At 70.4% G+C, this 16,986-nt stretch carries 15 protein-coding genes, 1 tRNA gene and 1 pseudogene; 11 read left to right on the top strand and 6 right to left on the bottom strand.

Features of this window, described 5'->3' with window-relative positions:
* Window positions 1-361 precede the first annotated feature (361 nt).
* Window positions 362-1,210: a mechanosensitive ion channel family protein gene (locus HNR28_RS12615; RefSeq protein WP_151024992.1), complete on the top strand. Its 849-nt coding sequence runs from the start codon at window positions 362-364 to the stop codon at window positions 1,208-1,210.
* 568 nt (window positions 1,211-1,778) lie between these two features.
* Here HNR28_RS12615 and cysE read toward each other — a convergent pair.
* Window positions 1,779-2,297, bottom strand: a pseudogene (cysE, locus tag HNR28_RS18815) (serine O-acetyltransferase); the annotation flags it as partial.
* A gap of 29 nt (window positions 2,298-2,326) precedes the next feature.
* Window positions 2,327-3,172 (bottom strand): RNA methyltransferase, encoded by an 846-nt coding sequence (locus tag HNR28_RS12605; protein WP_151024990.1) that lies wholly within the window; start codon window positions 3,170-3,172, stop codon window positions 2,327-2,329.
* Between the two features lie 40 nt (window positions 3,173-3,212).
* Here HNR28_RS12605 and HNR28_RS12600 point away from each other — a divergent pair, with 40 nt between their 5' ends.
* Window positions 3,213-3,995, top strand: a complete 783-nt coding sequence (locus tag HNR28_RS12600; protein WP_043680642.1) for an inositol monophosphatase family protein — start codon at window positions 3,213-3,215, stop codon at window positions 3,993-3,995.
* Window positions 3,996-4,007: 12 nt separating this feature from the next.
* The gene (locus HNR28_RS12595; RefSeq protein WP_151024989.1) at window positions 4,008-5,585 is read left to right on the top strand and encodes a TerC family protein; all 1,578 of its coding nucleotides are present in this window, start codon (window positions 4,008-4,010) and stop codon (window positions 5,583-5,585) included.
* Window positions 5,586-5,658: 73 nt separating this feature from the next.
* Here the strand turns inward: HNR28_RS12595 and HNR28_RS12590 are convergent, their stop codons facing one another.
* The 3 genes from HNR28_RS12590 to HNR28_RS12580 all read right to left on the bottom strand — a co-directional run bounded on the left by HNR28_RS12590 (window position 5,659) and on the right by HNR28_RS12580 (window position 7,805).
* The gene (locus HNR28_RS12590; protein ID WP_043680647.1) at window positions 5,659-6,423 is read right to left on the bottom strand and encodes a UDP-2,3-diacylglucosamine diphosphatase; all 765 of its coding nucleotides are present in this window, start codon (window positions 6,421-6,423) and stop codon (window positions 5,659-5,661) included.
* Window positions 6,416-6,925, bottom strand: coding sequence for a peptidylprolyl isomerase (locus HNR28_RS12585; protein WP_184142929.1), 510 nt, complete (start codon window positions 6,923-6,925; stop codon window positions 6,416-6,418). The genes HNR28_RS12590 and HNR28_RS12585 overlap by 8 nt, the downstream gene beginning before the upstream one ends.
* Before the next feature lie 154 nt (window positions 6,926-7,079).
* A complete protein-coding gene (locus HNR28_RS12580) occupies window positions 7,080-7,805 on the bottom strand; it encodes a tetratricopeptide repeat protein (protein WP_148304886.1) in 726 nt (241 codons plus the stop codon).
* 158 nt (window positions 7,806-7,963) lie between these two features.
* On the opposite strand from HNR28_RS12580, the gene cysS reads away from it, so the two are divergent.
* The 7 genes from cysS to HNR28_RS12545 all read left to right on the top strand — a co-directional run bounded on the left by cysS (window position 7,964) and on the right by HNR28_RS12545 (window position 15,259).
* Window positions 7,964-9,406: a cysteine--tRNA ligase gene (gene cysS / locus HNR28_RS12575; protein WP_151024988.1), complete on the top strand. Its 1,443-nt coding sequence runs from the start codon at window positions 7,964-7,966 to the stop codon at window positions 9,404-9,406.
* Between the two features lie 2 nt (window positions 9,407-9,408).
* Window positions 9,409-10,062 (top strand): DNA-3-methyladenine glycosylase family protein, encoded by a 654-nt coding sequence (locus tag HNR28_RS12570; protein WP_409360354.1) that lies wholly within the window; start codon window positions 9,409-9,411, stop codon window positions 10,060-10,062.
* A 45-nt stretch (window positions 10,063-10,107) separates the two neighbouring features.
* A complete protein-coding gene (locus HNR28_RS12565) occupies window positions 10,108-11,070 on the top strand; it encodes an acetyl-CoA carboxylase carboxyltransferase subunit alpha (RefSeq protein ID WP_043680657.1) in 963 nt (320 codons plus the stop codon).
* Window positions 11,071-11,302: 232 nt separating this feature from the next.
* Window positions 11,303-12,265: a tRNA lysidine(34) synthetase TilS gene (gene tilS, locus HNR28_RS12560; protein WP_052355612.1), complete on the top strand. Its 963-nt coding sequence runs from the start codon at window positions 11,303-11,305 to the stop codon at window positions 12,263-12,265.
* A gap of 41 nt (window positions 12,266-12,306) precedes the next feature.
* A complete protein-coding gene (locus tag HNR28_RS12555) occupies window positions 12,307-13,575 on the top strand; it encodes an aspartate kinase (protein WP_170288495.1) in 1,269 nt (422 codons plus the stop codon).
* Between the two features lie 71 nt (window positions 13,576-13,646).
* Window positions 13,647-13,739, top strand: a tRNA-Ser gene (locus HNR28_RS12550).
* 377 nt (window positions 13,740-14,116) lie between these two features.
* The gene (locus HNR28_RS12545) at window positions 14,117-15,259 is read left to right on the top strand and encodes a YbfB/YjiJ family MFS transporter (protein ID WP_052355613.1); all 1,143 of its coding nucleotides are present in this window, start codon (window positions 14,117-14,119) and stop codon (window positions 15,257-15,259) included.
* Between the two features lie 30 nt (window positions 15,260-15,289).
* Here the strand turns inward: HNR28_RS12545 and HNR28_RS12540 are convergent, their stop codons facing one another.
* Entirely contained in the window at window positions 15,290-15,820 is a 531-nt protein-coding gene (locus HNR28_RS12540) for a hypothetical protein (RefSeq protein WP_409360353.1), read from the bottom strand.
* 142 nt (window positions 15,821-15,962) lie between these two features.
* Here HNR28_RS12540 and HNR28_RS12535 point away from each other — a divergent pair, with 142 nt between their 5' ends.
* Window positions 15,963-16,982, top strand: a complete 1,020-nt coding sequence (locus tag HNR28_RS12535; RefSeq protein WP_184142926.1) for an ATP adenylyltransferase family protein — start codon at window positions 15,963-15,965, stop codon at window positions 16,980-16,982.
* The last annotated feature ends 4 nt before the right edge of the window (window positions 16,983-16,986 follow it).

The following is a 16,986-nucleotide window of genomic DNA, read 5'->3' as shown; positions in this document are numbered from 1 at the left end:
ATGAGCCCCAGCGGGCTGTTTTTGGGGGATTTGATAGTCTGGAGTGGCTTTATTTTACAATAAAATCAATGAGTTATTTATAATTCAGGGCCGATGAATTGTCCACAGGCCGGGTGGATAAATCCGCGCGTTCAGCGGCGGTCACGAAACGGTCATTTTCCCGCCATGGCATCCATCCATTTGATTTGAAATGAATAAATCGGATCTCCCGGGACTTGTCCATGGGATTGTCCACAATCGGCGTGGATAAAACATTCATGCCGGAGGCCGATCCGGCCCGCGGCCGGGTCCGCCGTCGGCGGAGAATGCGGGCCGACGTAAAATCGCCGTTCCATTCGCTTCATTCTGGGAGATTTCCGCCATGGAACAGCTTCAGGCTTTCTGGTCCAGCATGCCCGATCCGAGCGGCATCGTGATCCATCTCGGCGTCACGCTGGCGATCCTGGTGGTCGGCTGGACCGTGTCCAATCTGCTGGGCCGCTGGATGCGCCACATCGCGGACCGTTCGCCTCGGATCGACCCGACCATCGTGCCCATGGTGCGCAGCGTCACCGTCTGGTCGGTGCGCATCGTGGTGCTGCTGGCCGTGCTGGCCCGCCTGGGCGTGCAGACCGCCAGCTTGGTCGCGATGCTGGGCGCCTCCGCCCTGGCCATCGGCCTGGCCCTGCAGGGCACGCTGCAGAATTTCGCCGCCGGCATCATGCTGCTGGTGCTGCGGCCGGTGCGCGCGGGGGAATTCGTCTCGATCGGCAGCCAGGGCTCGGGCACGGTGGATGAGATCGGCCTGTTCATGACGCGCTTCGTGCAGGCCGACGGCATCCAGATCCTGCTGCCCAACACGCTGGTCTGGGGCAGCCCGATCACCAATTACAGCCGCAACAAGACCCGCCGCCTGGACATGATGCTGGGGGTGCGCTACGACGACGACCTGGATGCGGCGCTGGCCACCCTGCAGGCGCTGGTGGACCGCCACGAGGACATCCTGGCCGATCCTGCGCCGCAGGTCATGGTGATGGAATACCGGGACAGCACCATCATGGTGAACATCCGCGTGTGGGCGCTGGCCGCCAAGTACTGGGACGTGTATTTCGACCTGCACCGCCGGGCGCCCCAGGCCCTGCGCCAGGCGGGCCTGCGCTCGCCCATCCCCCTGCGCGAGGTCCAGTCGATCCCGGCCGCGGCGGCGGGGGCCAAGGCGGCCGGCGCCTGAGCCTGGTCGCGGGCCGGCTCCTGCCGGGCCGGCCGGATCAGTCCCCCATCAGACCGCCATCAGACCCCCCTTCAGACCGCCGTCATTCCACCATCCGGTTCAGCCGCTCCGCATCCAGCGGATGCTGGCCGTTCTCGATGCGCTGGCCCAGGTCTTCCAGGGCCGAGCACAGGCGCTGGATGCGCGCGTCCTGCTGGGCCGTGTGGTTGATCAGTTCGTGCAGCACCTTGACCAGCGGGTCGTCGTCCGTGCGGCCCACGCCGTAGGGCGCGAAGTCCTCTTGCGGAACCGCGCCGTCGGCGGGCGCGGAGTCGGCGCGGCCGCGCTGCAGCAGCTCCTGCAGGGGCCGGGCGGCCCATTCGGCTTGCGCGGGCGGGGTTTCCTCCTGGCAGGGCGACCCGGCGGCGCGTCCGACGGCGGAACCCGGGGCGGAACCCGCGGCGCCCGTCCCGGCCTGAGACCCGGCGGCGGCCGGCGCGGCCGGACCTGAAGCCGAACCTGAAGCCGGACCTGAAACCGAAGCCGCAGACGAAGCCGCCGCCTCGCCGGCCGCCGTGGGCGCCGCATGGTCCTCGGGCAGGATCACCCGTGCCGGGTTGCCCACGGCGGTCGCGCCGGCGGGCACGGGCTTGATCACCACGGCGTTGGAGCCGATCCGGGCATGGGCGCCCACGGTGAAGCCGCCCAGGATCTGGGCGCCCGCGCCCACGACCACGCCTTCCTCCAGCGTGGGGTGGCGCTTCTCGCCCTTGTACAGCCGGGTGCCGCCCAGGGTGACGCCCTGGTAGATGGTGCAGTCGTCGCCGATCTCGGCGGTCTCGCCGATCACCACGCCGAAGCCGTGGTCGATGAAGACCCGCCGGCCGATGCGCGCGCCGGGGTGGATCTCGATGCCGGTGAGCAGGCGCCCCAGGTGCGACACGAAGCGGCCCGCCCAGTACCAGCCGCGCCGCCACAGGCCGTGCGCCAGGCGGTGGACCAGGATGGCGTGCAGCCCGGGATAGCAGGTCAGGATCTCGATGCGGCTGCGGGCCGCCGGATCGCGTTCGTGGATGCAGGCGATGTCTTCGCGAAGCTGGTCAAACATGTCGGTCGGGGCTGAGGGCCTGTTCGTATTCATCGGGGGAAATCGTGCCCGGCTGGCGCGCTTTCGGACGCCGCGCCGCCGGCGCTGCGGATCATGGCGGTGCACAGGCCGCGCACCATGTCCACTTCGTCGGCGCTCAGCCGGCTGCGCGTCCACATCTGCCGCATGCGCGGCACGAGCTTCTTCGGATGCCGGGGATCGAGGAAGCCCACGGCCAGCATGGCGCGCTCGAAATGGTCCAGCATGGCCTGGACGCGCGCGCTGCTGGCCGGATCCGTTCCCGGATCGTGCCGGGCGTGGGTGTCGGGCAGGCGCGCCGCGCCGGCCAGCGGCAGCAGGGCGTAGCGCATTTCCCAGGCGGCCAGCTGCAGCGCCTGGGACACGTTCAGCGAACTGTACGCCGGATTGGCCGGGATGTGGCAGACGCGCTGGCACAGGGTGATGTCCTCGTTGGACAGGCCGGTGCGCTCCGTGCCCAGGACGAGGGCGATGCGCGCCTGCGGCCGGGCCAGCTCGGCGGCCGACTGCAGGGCGGCCTCGCGGATGTCGCAGGGCGGGGGGCCGAGGGCCCGCGCCCGCGCCGTCAGGGCGAAGGCCAGGGTCGCGGACCCCAGCGCGTCGGCCAGGCCGGCGTGCATGCGGGCCCGCTCCAGAATGTCGCCGGCCCCGCTCGCCAGGGCGAGGGCGTCGGGATGGCGCAGGATGTCCGGGTCGGCGGGGGCCACCAGGCGCAGGTCGTGGAAGCCCATCGTCTTGATCGCCCGGGCCGCCGAGCCGACGTTGCCGGGGTGGGTGGGACTGACCATGACGAAGCGCACCCGGGCGAAGAGATCCGCGGGGTCGGAAGGCGTGTCGGAGGAAATTGGCGGAGTCATTTAAAATGGGGGGTCTGCTACCCGTGATCTTTGGAAACCTATGCACCCGATGCTCAACACCGCCATCAAGGCGGCACGCCGTGCCGGCGCCATCATCAACCGCGCCAGCCTCGACCTGGAACGCCTGAACGTGGCGCGCAAGGGGCCGAAGGACTACGTCACGGAAATCGACCGGGCCGCCGAGGAATCCATCATCGACATTTTACGCACAGCCTATCCCGACCACGGCATCCTGGCCGAGGAATCGGGCCGCCACCAGGCGGCGGGCGGCCAGGCCGGCGCGGAATTCCAGTGGGTGATCGATCCGCTGGACGGCACCACCAACTTCATCCACGGCTTCGCCCACTATGCCGTGTCCATCGCGCTGATGCATCGCGGCCAGGCCGCGCACGCCGTGGTCTACGACCCCACGCGCAATGAAATGTTCACCGCCAGCCGGGGCAGCGGCGCCTTCCTGAACGACCGCCGGGTGCGGGTGTCCAGCTGCGTGCGTTATCACGACACGCTGCTCGCCTCGCACATTCCCCAGTCCACGGCGCTGCCGGCGACTTCGCCCTTCGTGCCCCTGCTGGCCGAATGCGCGGCGGCGCGGCGCACGGGCTCCACGGTCCTGGACCTGGCCTGGGTGGCCAGCGGCCGCCTGGACGGCTTCTGCGGCGTCGGCCTCAAGCCCTGGGACATGGCCGCCGGCGGCCTGCTGGTGCTGGAAGCCGGCGGCCTGCTGGCCGATTTCCAGGGCGAGCAGGGCTGGATGGAATCGGGCAACGTGCTGGCCGCGCCGCCCAAGATATTCGCGCAGATGATGGCCCATCTGCGCGCCTGACGGGATACGACTATGGAATGGTTGCTGGATCCGGCAGCCTGGGTGGGCCTGTTCACCCTGATCGTCCTGGAAATCGTCCTGGGCATCGACAACCTGGTGTTCATCGCCATCCTGGTCGACAAGCTGCCGCCCAAGCAGCGCGACCGCGCCCGCGTCCTGGGCCTGAGCCTGGCGCTCATCATGCGCCTGTTCCTGCTGACGCTGATGTCCTGGCTGGTGAAGCTCACCGAGCCGCTGGTGCACCTGGGCGACCTGTCCTTCTCGGGCCGTGACCTGATCCTCATCACGGGCGGCTTCTTCCTGCTGTTCAAGGGCACGTTCGAGCTGCACGACCGCATCGAGGGCCGCACCCAGCACGCCTCCGGCTCGCGCCTGCACGCCGGCTTCTGGGTGATCGTCACGCAGATCGTCATTCTGGACGCGGTGTTTTCCGTCGACTCGGTGATCACGGCCGTGGGCATGGTCGATCACCTGGCGATCATGATGGCGGCGGTGGTGATCGCCATGGCGATCATGCTGGTGGCGTCCAAGCCGCTGACCGCCTTCGTCAACGCCCACCAGACGGTGGTGATCCTGTGCCTGGGCTTCCTGCTGACGATCGGCTTCTCGCTGGTGGCCGACGGCTTCAGCTTCCACGTGCCCAAGGGCTATCTGTACGCCGCCATCGTGTTCTCGGTGCTGATCGAGACCCTGAACCAGTGGGCGCGGCGCAACGTGCGCCGGGCCGAGATGCGCCGGCCGCTGCGCGAGCGCACCGCCGAGGCCGTGCTGCTGATGCTGGGCCGCAAGCCCCTGGACGGCCCCGAGCCCGAGGACGGACAGGACGTGCCGGCGCCCGTGGAGGCCTTCGGCGACGAGGAACGCAACATGGTCAGCGGCGTGCTGACGCTCAGCGACCGCAACGTGCACTCCGTGATGACGCCGCGCACCGACGTGTCCTGGATCAACCTGGACGCGCCCGTGGAAGACCTGCGCGCCCAGCTCATCCGGGAGCCGCACAGCTTCTTCCCGGTGTGCCGCGGCACGCTGGACGAGGTCGTGGGGGTGGGCCGCGCCAAGGACCTGCTGCTGGATCTGCTGGAGCACGGCGGCATCCGCGAGACCCGGCTGCGCGAGCCCATCATCGTGCACGAGACCATCCCCATCCTGCAGCTCATGGAAACGCTCAAGCGTTCGCACGGACTGCTGGTCCTGGTGGCCGACGAGTTCGGCTCCATCGTCGGGGTGGTGACGCCGATCGACATCTTCGAGGCCATCGCCGGCGAATTCCCCGACGAGGACGAGGCCCCCGACATCATCGACCAGGGCAACGGCCGCTGGCGCGTGGACGGCGCCGCCGACCTGCACCACCTGGAGCAGATCCTGCACACCGACGGCCTGGTGGACGAGCACGAGGAATACTCCACGCTCGCGGGCTATCTGCTGAGCCGTTTCGGGCGCCTGCCGCAGGTCGGCGACCACTGCGAACTGGTGCGCGGCTATGGCGGCTTCCGTTTCACCGTCGCCGCCCTGGAAGGCCGGCGCATCGCCGCCGTGCAGATCGACAGCCTCGACCCGTTCGACCCCGAGGCCGAGACGCGGGAAGACTGACGGGGCGCGGCCCGCCCCCCGGGGCCGGCGCCGCGTCCGCCACCGGGTCGGAACGCCCGCGGCCGGCGTTCTCCTACAGCTGTTCCAGCCGGATTCCAGCCGCGTCGATCTCGATCCAGCCGCCCCGGGGGGGCGCATCGTGGTCGAATTCCCAGTCGGGCAGCACGTAGCGCCGCGCCGCGCGGCCGTCCAGCTCCAGCGCGTGGACGGCGGGCCGGTGCGTGTGGCCGTGGATCAGGGTGTCGCAGCCGGCGGCGCGCAGGGCCTGGGCCACGGCCGCCGGATTCACGTCCATGATCGCCATCGGCTTGCTGCGCCGGGCCTGCCGGCTGCGGGCGCGCGCGCGCGCCGCGATCGCGCGCCGCGCGCCCAGCGGCAGGGCGAGGAAGATCCGCTGGATCCAGGGCGTATGGACGATGCGGCGGAAGCGCTGATAGGCGAGGTCGTCGGTGCAGAATTCGTCGCCGTGGGCCAGCAGGATGGGGCCGGCGTCGGTGTCCAGGACGGCGGGGGCCTCCAGCAGCCGGGCGCCCAGCGCATCGGCCAGGGCGCGGCCCATCAGGAAATCGCGGTTGCCGCGCGCCAGCCACAGGGGGAGGGCGCCGGCGGTGGCGCGCAGCTCGTCCAGGGCCGTCGCCAGCCAGCGGGGCGGCCGGCGCAGGGCGTGGTCGTCGCCGATCCAGGCGTCGAAGAGGTCGCCGCACAGGATCAGGGTGCCGGCCTCGCGCCGGGCCCGGCCCAGGAAATCGTAGAAGGCGCGGGCCGTCTGCGGGACGGCCTCGCCCAGGTGGATGTCGGAGGCGACCCAGACGGTGCCCCGCAATGCCAGTCTATTCAACCAGCGTGGCGCTTTCGATGACGACGTCCTCGGCGGGCACGTCCTGGTGGAAGCCCTTGCTGCCGGTCTTGACCTTCTTGATCTCGTCGACGACCTCGGTGCCCTCGATGACGCGGCCGAACACGGCGTAGCCCCAGCCGTTGGAGGTGGGTGCGGTGAAGTTCAGGAAATCGTTGTCGGCCACGTTGATGAAGAACTGGGCCGTCGCCGAATGCGGATCGGCGGTGCGCGCCATGGCGAGCGTGTAGCGGTCGTTCTTCAGGCCGTTGTTGGCCTCGTTCTCGACGGGGGCGTGGGTCTGCTTCTGCTTCATGCCGGGCTCGAAGCCGCCGCCCTGGATCATGAAGTTGTTGATGACGCGGTGAAAGACGGTGCCGTCGTAGAAGCCTTCCTTCACGTAGCGGAGGAAGTTTTCGACGGTCTTGGGGGCTTTCTCGGCGTCCAGTTCGATCAGCAGGTCGCCCTTGCTGGTGTGCATTCTGACGTGCGGATGAGTGCTCATGGCTGTGCTTTGGGTGGAAGGGTTGGAATCGGCCTGCGCGGCGGCGGCGCCGCCCGCCAGGACCAGGGCGCAGCCCAGGCTGCAGGCCCGCGTCCAGGGCAGGACGCGGGAAAGGAACGAGGAATGGGACATGGAAGCGTCCAGGGCAAAAGCCCTATTGTGCCTGACGGGCGGAGGTTTTGTCGTGCGTCGGTGTGGCGGGCGCCGCGGCCGGAGCGGCCTGGCCGGCGGGCGCTGCGGCCGGAGCGGGAGAAGCGCCCGCCGCCCGGGCGCGGTCGAAGGATTCCTGGGCCATGCGCATCTGCACGTGCCCCAGGTTTTCCAGCGCCGGCGCGAAGGACGGGTCGGACACCAGGGCCATGTCGAGCGCGTCGCGGGCGAGCTGCAGCTGGCCCCGGCGGGCGTATTCGATCGCCAGCGCGTTCCAGGGCTCGGGCAGTTCGGGATAGTCGGTGGTCATCTGGCGCCAGACGGCCATGGCCTCGTCGTGCCGGCCCAGCGCCGCCAGGGCGCGGCCCTGCTGGTAGCGCAGCTGCACGTCGGCGCCCGGCACGGCGGCCGCGTCGCGCGCGGCCTGCTGCTTGCCGATGATGTCCAGCGCTTCCGCGGCGCGGCCCGCGTCGATCAGCGCCGCCACGTGGCCGGCGACCTGGGCGGGCGTCAGCGGGATGGCCGTGTCCACCGAGGGCGCGGCTTTTTTCAGCAGCTCGGCGAAGGCCTGCCAGCCGCGCTCGGGCGGGAGGGGCTCGGTGAACGCCCCGGTTTCGGGGTTGTAGTTCAGGCTCGAAGGGCCCGCGCCGGCGCCCGAAGATGCCGCGATGGACGGACCCGCCGCCAGGCAGGCGCACAGGGCCAAAACAGGGAGGAAGGGGCGGGTCACGTCTCGGGGCGCCTATGGATGGGGTTCTGGGATTGGACTAAGGAACCGACGTGTTCAGAGGTTCCCTAGGGACGGTATACTTGTCAGTCCATTTTACATCCCCGCGCGCTGCCCGCATGGTCCGGTGCGGCGGGTCTGCTCGTCTCATCCGGCCCGACATGCTCCATATCCACGACACCCTGACACGCCAGAAAATTCCGCTGCGCACGGCGGAGCCGGGGGTGGTGCGCATGTACGTCTGCGGCATGACGGTCTACGACTTCTGCCACCTGGGCCACGCGCGGATGCTGGTGAGCTTCGACGTGGTGCAGCGCTGGCTGCGGGCCTCGGGCTACCGGGTGCGCTACGTGCGCAACATCACCGACATCGACGACAAGATCATCCGCCGCGCCGTCGAGCGCGGCGTGACGATCCGCGCGCTCACGGAATTCTTCATCGACGCCATGCGCGCCGACGAGCGCGCCCTGGGCGTCCAGCCTCCCGACGACGAGCCGCGCGCCACCGAGCACGTGGCCGGCATGCTCGACATCATCCGCACGCTCGAATCCAAGGGCCTGGCCTACCAGGGCGCGGACGGCGACGTCAACTTTCCGGTGCGCAAGTTTCCCGGCTACGGCAAGCTCTCGGGCAAGTCGCTCGACGACCTGCGCGCGGGCGAGCGCGTCGCCGTGTCGGCCGGCAAGCAGGACCCGCTCGATTTCGTGCTGTGGAAATCCGCCAAGCCCGACGAGCCCGCCGACACCCGCTGGGATTCCCCCTACGGGCCGGGGCGCCCCGGCTGGCACATCGAATGCTCGGCCATGAGCCACGCCCTGCTGGGCATGCCGCTGGACATCCATGGCGGCGGCCCGGACCTGAAATTCCCCCACCACGAAAACGAGATCGCCCAGAGCGAGGGCGCCTTCGGCGGCACCCTGGCCACGACCTGGATGCACTGCGGCCCGATGATGGTGGACGCCGAAAAGATGTCCAAGTCCCTGGGCAATTTCCGGCGCATCCGCGACACGGTGGCGCTGGACGCGGCCGACGACCGCGCGGACTACGCCGTCAACCCGCGCGAAGCCGAGATGCTGCGCTTCTTCCTGGTGCGCAGCCACTACCGCAGCGCGCAGAACTACGCGCCGGACAACCTGATGGACGCCCAGAACGCCCTGGACCGGCTCTACCAGACCCTGGCCAGCGTGCCGCCGGCCGACGTGGCCGTCGATTGGGACGATCCGGCCGCGCAGGCCTTCCGCGCCGCCATGGACGACGATTTCAACACGGCCGGCGCCGTGGCCGTGCTGTTCGACCTGGCCGGCCAGGCCAACCGCGAATCCAGCGCCCGGGCCAGCGGCCTGCTGCGCGCGCTGGGGGGCATCCTCGGCCTGCTGCAGACCGATCCGGCCGCCTACCTGAAATCCCCCACCCGCTTCCTCGCGGGCGGCGCCCGCGCGGACACGCTGTCGGCCGACGCCATCGAGGCCCTGGTCGCCGAACGCGCCCAGGCCAAGGCCGCGCGCGATTTCGCCCGGGCCGATGCCATCCGCGCCCGGCTGCGCGAGCAGGGCGTGGAGCTGGCCGACGCGGCCGGCGGCGCCACCCAGTGGCGGCGGGTGTGACCATGGACATGCAGCATCACAGTTCCGCCGCGCTGCGGCCCGTCTACTGGACGCAGGCCTGCGAACACCTCATGCAGCGCGACCGCATCCTGCGCAAGCTGATCCCGGTCTACGGCCACGAATCCATCCAGGCGCGCCACAGCCCGTTCCAGACCCTGATCCGCATCATCGTCGGCCAGCAGATTTCCCTCGCGCTGGGGCGCAAGCTCTGGGCACGGCTGGTGCAGGCCTGCGGCAGCGACGTGCAGCCCGCCTGCATCGCCGGCTGCACCGAAGCCGAACTGCGCGCGCTCGGGCTGTCCCTGCGCAAGGCCCAGTACCTGCGCGCCGCGGCCGAATTCTTCGCGCTGCCCGACCGGCTGGACCCGGCCTGGTGGGAATCGCGCGACGACGCGGCCGTGATGGCGCTGCTGTGCGACATCCGCGGCGTGGGCCGCTGGACGGCGGAAATGTTCCTGATCTTCTTCCTCGGGCGTCCCGACGTCCTGCCGCTGGACGACACGGCGCTGCTCAAGGCCATCTCCCACCACTACTTCAGCGGCGAGCCGGTCTCGCGCTTCGAGGCGCGCGAGGTCTCCCAGGCCTGGGCGCCGTGGCGCACGGTCGCCAGCTGGTACCTGTGGCGCAGCATGGATGCCGCCGCCGTCGAGTACTGAAGCCCCGACCGAGTCCCGAAATTCCGTCCTAGGACCCCTGCTCCCATGCGAAATACATTTCTTGAATTTGAACAGCCTCTGGCCGAGCTCGACCAAAAGATCGAAGAACTGCGCTACGTGCAGACCGATTCGGCCGTGGACATCTCCGAGGAAGTCAACCGCCTGCAGCAGAAGAGCCAGTCCCTGGCCAAGAGCATCTACGCCAAGCTCACCCCCTGGCAGACCGCGCTGGTGGCCCGCCATCCCCAGCGGCCCTACACCATGGACTACGTCCAGGCGCTGTTCACGGATTTCCACGAACTGCACGGCGACCGCATGTACGCCGACGACCAGTCCATCGTGGGCGGGCTGGCGCGCTTCAACGGCACGCCCTGCATGGTGATCGGCCACCAGAAGGGCCGCGACACCAAGGAACGCGCCCTGCGCAACTTCGGCATGCCGCTGCCCGAGGGCTACCGCAAGGCCCTGCGCCTGATGAAGCTGGCCGAGAAATTCCGCCTGCCGGTGTTCACCTTCGTCGACACCCCAGGCGCCTATCCCGGCGTCGGCGCGGAAGAACGCGGCCAGTCCGAAGCCATCGGCCACAACCTGTACGCCATGGCCGGCCTGAAAGTCCCCATCATCGTCACCATCATCGGCGAAGGCGGCTCGGGCGGCGCGCTGGCGATCGCCGTGGGCGACACGGTCATGATGCTGCAATACGCCACCTATGCCGTCATCTCGCCGGAAGGCTGCGCCTCCATCCTGTGGCGCAGCGCCGACAAGGCTTCCGTCGCCGCCGAGGCCCTGGCCATCACCGCGCCGCGCCTGAAGGACCTGGGCCTGATCGACCGCGTGGTCAACGAGCCCGTGGGCGGCGCCCACCGCGATCCGGCCACCATGGCCCGCCAGCTCCAGCGCGCCCTGGCCGACGCCCTGCGCGAGCTCTCCGGCATGGACGTGGACGAACTGCTGCGCCGCCGCCTCGAACGCATCTCCGCCTATGGGCGCTTCCAGGAAGCCCGCTAGGAAGCCCGCTCCCCGCACGACGCCCCCCGGCGGGACGCGGCCGTCCGGCGAGCCCGTCTCGCGTGCTCCGCGGCGGCCCGCCGCCGCGTCCTTCTCACGTTCTTCGCAGCGGCCCGCCGGCGAGTCCGTTCCGCCTTCCCTGAAGCGGCCCGCCACCGCGTCCGGCGACGATGCCGGCCCCTGGCGGGCGGCGCTCGATCCGGCGCTGCTGCGGGCGGTCGATACCGCCCTGATGGCGGGGCCGGCCGGCTCCGCCGTCGGCGTGGCGCTGAGCGCCGGTGCCGATTCCGCCATGCTGGCGCTGCACGCCGCCCATGCGGCCCGGCGGCGCGGGCTGCGCCTGCATTGCTTCCACGTCCACCATGGCCTGCAGCCCGAGGCCGACGACTGGCTGATCCGCGCGCACCGGCTGGCGGGGCTGCTGGAGGCGGACTGCCACAGCCGCCGGGTGACCGTCGAGATCGACGGGCGGGGCCTGGAGGCCGCCGCGCGCGACGCCCGCTACGCCGCCCTGGCCGGGCTGGCCGCCCATGCCGGCGTCGGCCACCTGCTGCTGGCCCATCACCAGGACGATCAGGCCGAGACCGTGCTGCTGCGCCTGCTGCGCGGGACCGGTCCGCTGGGCCTGGCGGCCATGCGCCCCGTGATGGAGCGCGACGGCCTGGTCTGGAGCCGGCCCTGGCTGGATCAGCCCCGGTCGGTGATCCTGGCCTGCGCCCGGCGCTTCGGGGACCTGAGCGGCTGGCAGCCGGCGCGCGATCCCAGCAATGCCGACGCCCGCTACGCCCGCGCCGCCCTGCGCACCGGGCTGGCGCCGGTGCTGGACGCGCATTGGCCCGCCTGGCGCCGGACCCTGGCCCGCCACGCCGGCCAGGCGCAGGCGCTGTCGGACTGGGTGGAGGAGGCCGCCCAGGCCGACTGGCAGGGGCTGGATCCCTCGCCCGACGGGCGGGAATTCTCGCTTGCCGCCTGGCGCGCGCTGCCGGCCCACCGCCAGGCCCAGGCGCTGCGCCATTGGCTGCGCGCCCTGGGCCTGCGCATGCCCACCGAAGCCCGCCTGCGCGCCTGGCTGCGCACGCTGCGCGGCGTCCATGCCCTGGGGCACGACCGCGACGTGCGGCTGTTGCACGAGGGCGTCTGGATCGCGGTGCGGCGCGGCCGCGTCCTCTGCCTGCCGAAAACCCAGGTAGAATAATCCGTTTTGCTGGTTCACCGGGCTTCAACCTTCGTCAAGGCATCATGCTAATCGTCCAGAAATACGGCGGCACCTCGATGGGCTCCGTCGAACGCATTCAGAACGTCGCGCGGCGGGTCGCCAAATGGCACGCCGCCGGCCACCAGGTCGTCGTCGTGCCCTCGGCCATGTCGGGCGAAACCAACCGCCTGCTGGGCTTGGCCAAGGAAATCTCTCCCCAGCCCGACCTGCGCGAGCTCGACATGCTGGCCGCCACCGGCGAGCAGGCCAGCAGCGCGCTGCTGGCCATCGCCCTGATGCGCCAGGGCGTGGCCGCCCGCAGCTACGCCGGCTGGCAGGTTCCGGTGCGCACCGACAGCGCCTACACCAAGGCGCGCATCCGCTCCATCGACGACACCCGCATCCGCGCCGACCTGGACGCGGGCCGCGTGGTGATCGTCACCGGCTTCCAGGGCGTCGACGACGAAGGCCACATCACCACCCTGGGGCGGGGCGGCTCGGACACCTCGGCCGTGGCGGTCGCCGCGGCCATGGGCGCCGACGAATGCCTCATCTTCACCGACGTGGACGGCGTCTACACCACCGACCCGCGCGTGGTGCCCGAAGCCCGCCGCATGAACGTCATTTCCTTCGAGGAAATGCTGGAAATGGCTTCGCTCGGCTCCAAGGTCCTGCAGATCCGCTCCGTGGAATTCGCCGGCAAATACCAGGTGCCGCTGCGGGTCCTGTCCTCGCTGACCGATCCCATGATCCCGGTCGACGAGGAAATGCACTCGGGCACGCTCATCACTTTCGAGGAAGACCAGAAAATGGAAACCGCCGTTGTCTCCGGCATCGCCTTCAGCCGCGACGAAGCCAAAGTCACCCTGCGCAACGTCCCCGACACCCCGGGCGTGGCCTATTCGATCCTGGGCCCCGTGGCCGCGGCCAACATCGACGTGGACATGATCCTGCAGAACATCTCCCAGCAGGGCATGACCGATTTCTCCTTCACGGTCAACCGCAACGACTTCGCGCGCACCCTGGACCTGCTGAAAAACCAGATCGGCCCGGCCGTGGGTGCCGGCGAGGTCGTCTCCGACGACAAGGTCGCCAAGGTCTCCATCGTCGGCATCGGCATGCGCAGCCACGTCGGCGTCGCCAGCCTCATGTTCCGCACCCTGGCCGAAGAAGGCATCAACATCCAGATGATCAGCACCTCGGAAATCAAGACTTCCGTGCTGATCAACGACAAGTACATGGAACTGGCCGTGCGCGCCCTGCACAAAGCCTTCGAACTGGACCAGGAATCCGTCCAGGCCGAAGCCTGATCGGCCGCGCCGGGCGCGGCGCCGGTCTTGCCGGCGTGCGCCGCGTCCTGTGCTAGAATGCCCGCTTTGCTGGAGACGTGGCCGAGTGGTTGAAGGTACTCCCCTGCTAAGGGAGCATGCGGCTTATACCCGCATCGAGGGTTCGAATCCCTCCGTCTCCGCCAGTTTGGCTGGCCTGAAGCCCTGTTGACTCAGGGCTTTTCCTTTTCTGGCGGCCGCGTGAGCTGAGGAGATGCTGCCGGGTCGATACGGCCGGGCACTGCGGATGGGCCGCGGAAACCACACGGCCGATGGCGTCGGTTCCGGCGGGCATCCGGGCTCCGGCGGGCACCTGGCGTCCGGCCGACGTCCGTCCCGGGAACCCGACGTGCGCAGGCCCCCCTCATCACGGCCGGGCTGTGCCCGTGTTGCCCGGCTCCCCGCTCCGCATGATGCGCGTGTCTGGTATCGTCGTGTCCGGTATCCGTATGATGTGCGTGATGAACCCTCCACCTCCCCGATTCCGGAGTCCCCGCCCCGACGCGTCCCCGCGGAGCCGCGCATGAGGCCGGCCGCCTCGGCGTGGGCGCTGTCCGGCGGCTCGGCGGTCGCGGTGGGCTTCGCGCGCTTCGGCTACGCGCTGATCCTGCCGGCGATGCGCACCGACCTGGCGCTGAACTATGCGCAGGCCGGCTGGCTCAATACCGTGAACGCGCTCGGATACCTGCTGGGCGCCGTGCTCGCCATCTACTTCGTCGCCCGGCTGGGCAACCGGCGCCTGTTCATGTGGGGCATGGCGCTGACGACGCTGTCGGTGCTGGCCAGCGGGCTGACGCGCGACTTCTTCTGGCTGAGCGTGTTCCGCTTCGTGGCCGGATTCGGCGGCGCGGGGGCGTTCGTCTGCGGCGGCGTGCTGGCGGGGGTGCTCGGCACGCGCGCCATCGTGATCTTCTTCAGCGGGGGCGGCCTGGGCACGCTGCTGACGGGCGCGGCCTTGCCGTGGCTGTTCGAGCTGCGGGGGCCGGCCGCGTGGCCGGCGGCGTGGATTGCGATGGGGGCCGTCTGCCTCCCGTGTTCCATCGCCGCGATCCGCGCCGCGGCCGCCATCGCGGAGCCCTCGTCCATGCGGTCCGACGCCCGCTGGCCGTGGCGGCCCTGCCTGCCGGTGCTGGCGGCGTATTTCATTTTCGGCCTGGGCTACATCGCCTACATGACCTTCATCGTGGCCTGGGTCCGGCAGCACGCCGCCGACCCGGCGCGCCTGGCCGTCACCACGTCCGTCATGTGGGCGCTGCTGGGCGTGATGACCCTGCTCGCTCCGCTGCTCTGGGCGCGGCTGTTCGACGGCCGCCGGGACGGTTGGCCCATGGGCGCCGCGCTGTTCGTATTGGCGGCGGGCGCGGCCCTGCCCCTGGTCCTGCCCAACCTGGCGGGCGTCTGGCTCTCCGCGATGCTGGTGGGCGGCAGCGTCTTCATGGTGCCGTCCGCGGTGACCGGCTTCGTCAAGGGCAATCTGGCCCGGCCGGCCTGGGGCAACGCCATGGCGGTGGCCACCAGCCTGTTCGCCATCGGCCAGACGATCGGCCCGGCCGCCTGCGGCTGGATCAGCGACCGGGCCGGCTCCCTGTCCTTCGGGCTGGCCGTGTCGGCCCTGATGCTGCTGCTGTCCGGCGCGCTGGCGCTGCGCCAGAGGCCGCTGGCCTGAGCCGGCGCGGGCTCAGAGTCTCGCGCGGGCTCAGAGCCTCGGGTACGCGTCCTCGCGGTCGTACATGGGATCGGGCCCCGGATGAAAGCGCGTGACCCGCGTCCCGTCGGGCCCCATGAACACGTACATCAGCGAATTCCAGACGTGGTCCTGCTTGTAGCGGTAGCTCCAGACGATCTGGCGCACGCTGGGCAGGCCGGCCGTGTCGACGATGGCGGGCGGGCCGAACTCGCAGCGCACCTGGTCGGCCGTCCATTCGCCCTGCTTCAGCACCTGGAAATGCTCGTCGGTCAGGATGGGCTCGATGCCCTGGACGAGGCCGCCGGCGTCCACCGTGGCGCCCCAGGCATACTGCCCCAGCGGTTGCTGCGACCAGACGACGCGGTTTCTGCCCTGGCGGTCGGTGCATTGCAGGGTGGGCGCGCCGAACTGCGCGCTCACCTGGGCCAGCGGCGTGCCCGGCGGGGTGGCGGCGATGCTGGCGCAGCCCGCCAGCCAGAGGCCCGCCCCCGTGGCGAGGGCGCTTCGGATCAGGGTCCGCATGCGTGGGCAGGAAAACATGAAACGTCTCCATGTGCGGTTTTCATCCCCTGAACGGGCATCTTTGGCGGCGATCTCCTACAATCGGGAAAAATCGCCGGCGCCCTGCGGAATCCGCCGATGCGGCCGGCGGGACGACAAGCGCCCATGCAGGGGGAGGAACATGCATTCTAACTTCATGGATGCCGTACGCGCGCGCAGCAGCCAGGCCATCGCCTCGGGCGAGCTGCAGCCCATCGTGGCCGAGGAAGTCCTGATCCAGGACCAGGGCCTGCCCTTCACCATCCGCTGGGTGGCCGCCCTGGCCGCCAAGGATGCGGCCGCCAGGGAGATTGCCAAGGATGCGGCCGCCAGGGACGCCGCCGCCCGGGGCGAGGCCGCCGGGGGGCCTGCCGTCCCGGATGCGGCCGGAGATCCTGCCGCGCGGAGCGCGGCGGCGGGCGCCCCCGCGCCCTCGGCCCGGCAGGCCGTCGTGCTGCCCGGCGGGCCGCGCGATCCGGACTTCAATCCCTTCCTGAAACCCGATCCCGCCCTGCTCGTCGGCCCGGTGGGGGAGCATCACGCGGCCATCCTCAACAAGTTCCCGGTGTGCCTGCACCACCTGGTGCTGGCCCGGCGCGCGTTCGCCGAGCAGCTCTCGCCGCTGGAGGAGATCGACTTCCGGGCCCTGGCCTCCATCCTGTCGGCGGAGGGCGGCCTGGGCTTCTACAACGGCGGCGCCGCCGCGGGCGCGAGCCAGCGGCACAAGCACGTCCAGTGGATCCCCGATGCGCCGGGCAACGTCTCGCTGCGCGCCCTGGCGGCCGGCCTGCCGGCCGACCAGGCGCAGGGCGCCATCGTGCGCCATCCCGCGCTGGATCTGGCGCACTGCTTCGTGCGCGTGGACGCCGGCCTGGGCGCCGATGCCGGGTCCAGCGCCCGTGCCATGCTGATCGCCTTCGGCCAGGCCTGCGCCGCGCTCGACCTGCGCCCGGGCGCCGACGGCCTGCTGCCGCCCTGCAACATGCTGGTCGGCGACGGCTGGATGCTGGTGCTGCCCCGCAGCCAGGAGCATTTCCAGGGCGTGTCCCTGAACGCCTTGTCCTTCGGCGGCACCTTCTACGTGCGCGACCCCGCCCAGATCGACGCCATCCGCGAAGCCGGCCCCCTGCGGGCGCTGGCCAGCGTCGGAGTGCCGGGCTAGGGCG

The sequence above is a fragment of the Castellaniella defragrans genome (assembly GCF_014203015.1).
GTDB classification, from domain to species: Bacteria; Pseudomonadota; Gammaproteobacteria; order Burkholderiales; family Burkholderiaceae_B; genus Castellaniella; species Castellaniella defragrans.
Note: the sequence above shows the minus strand (reverse complement) of the source record. Positions and strands in the feature narration are given on the sequence as shown.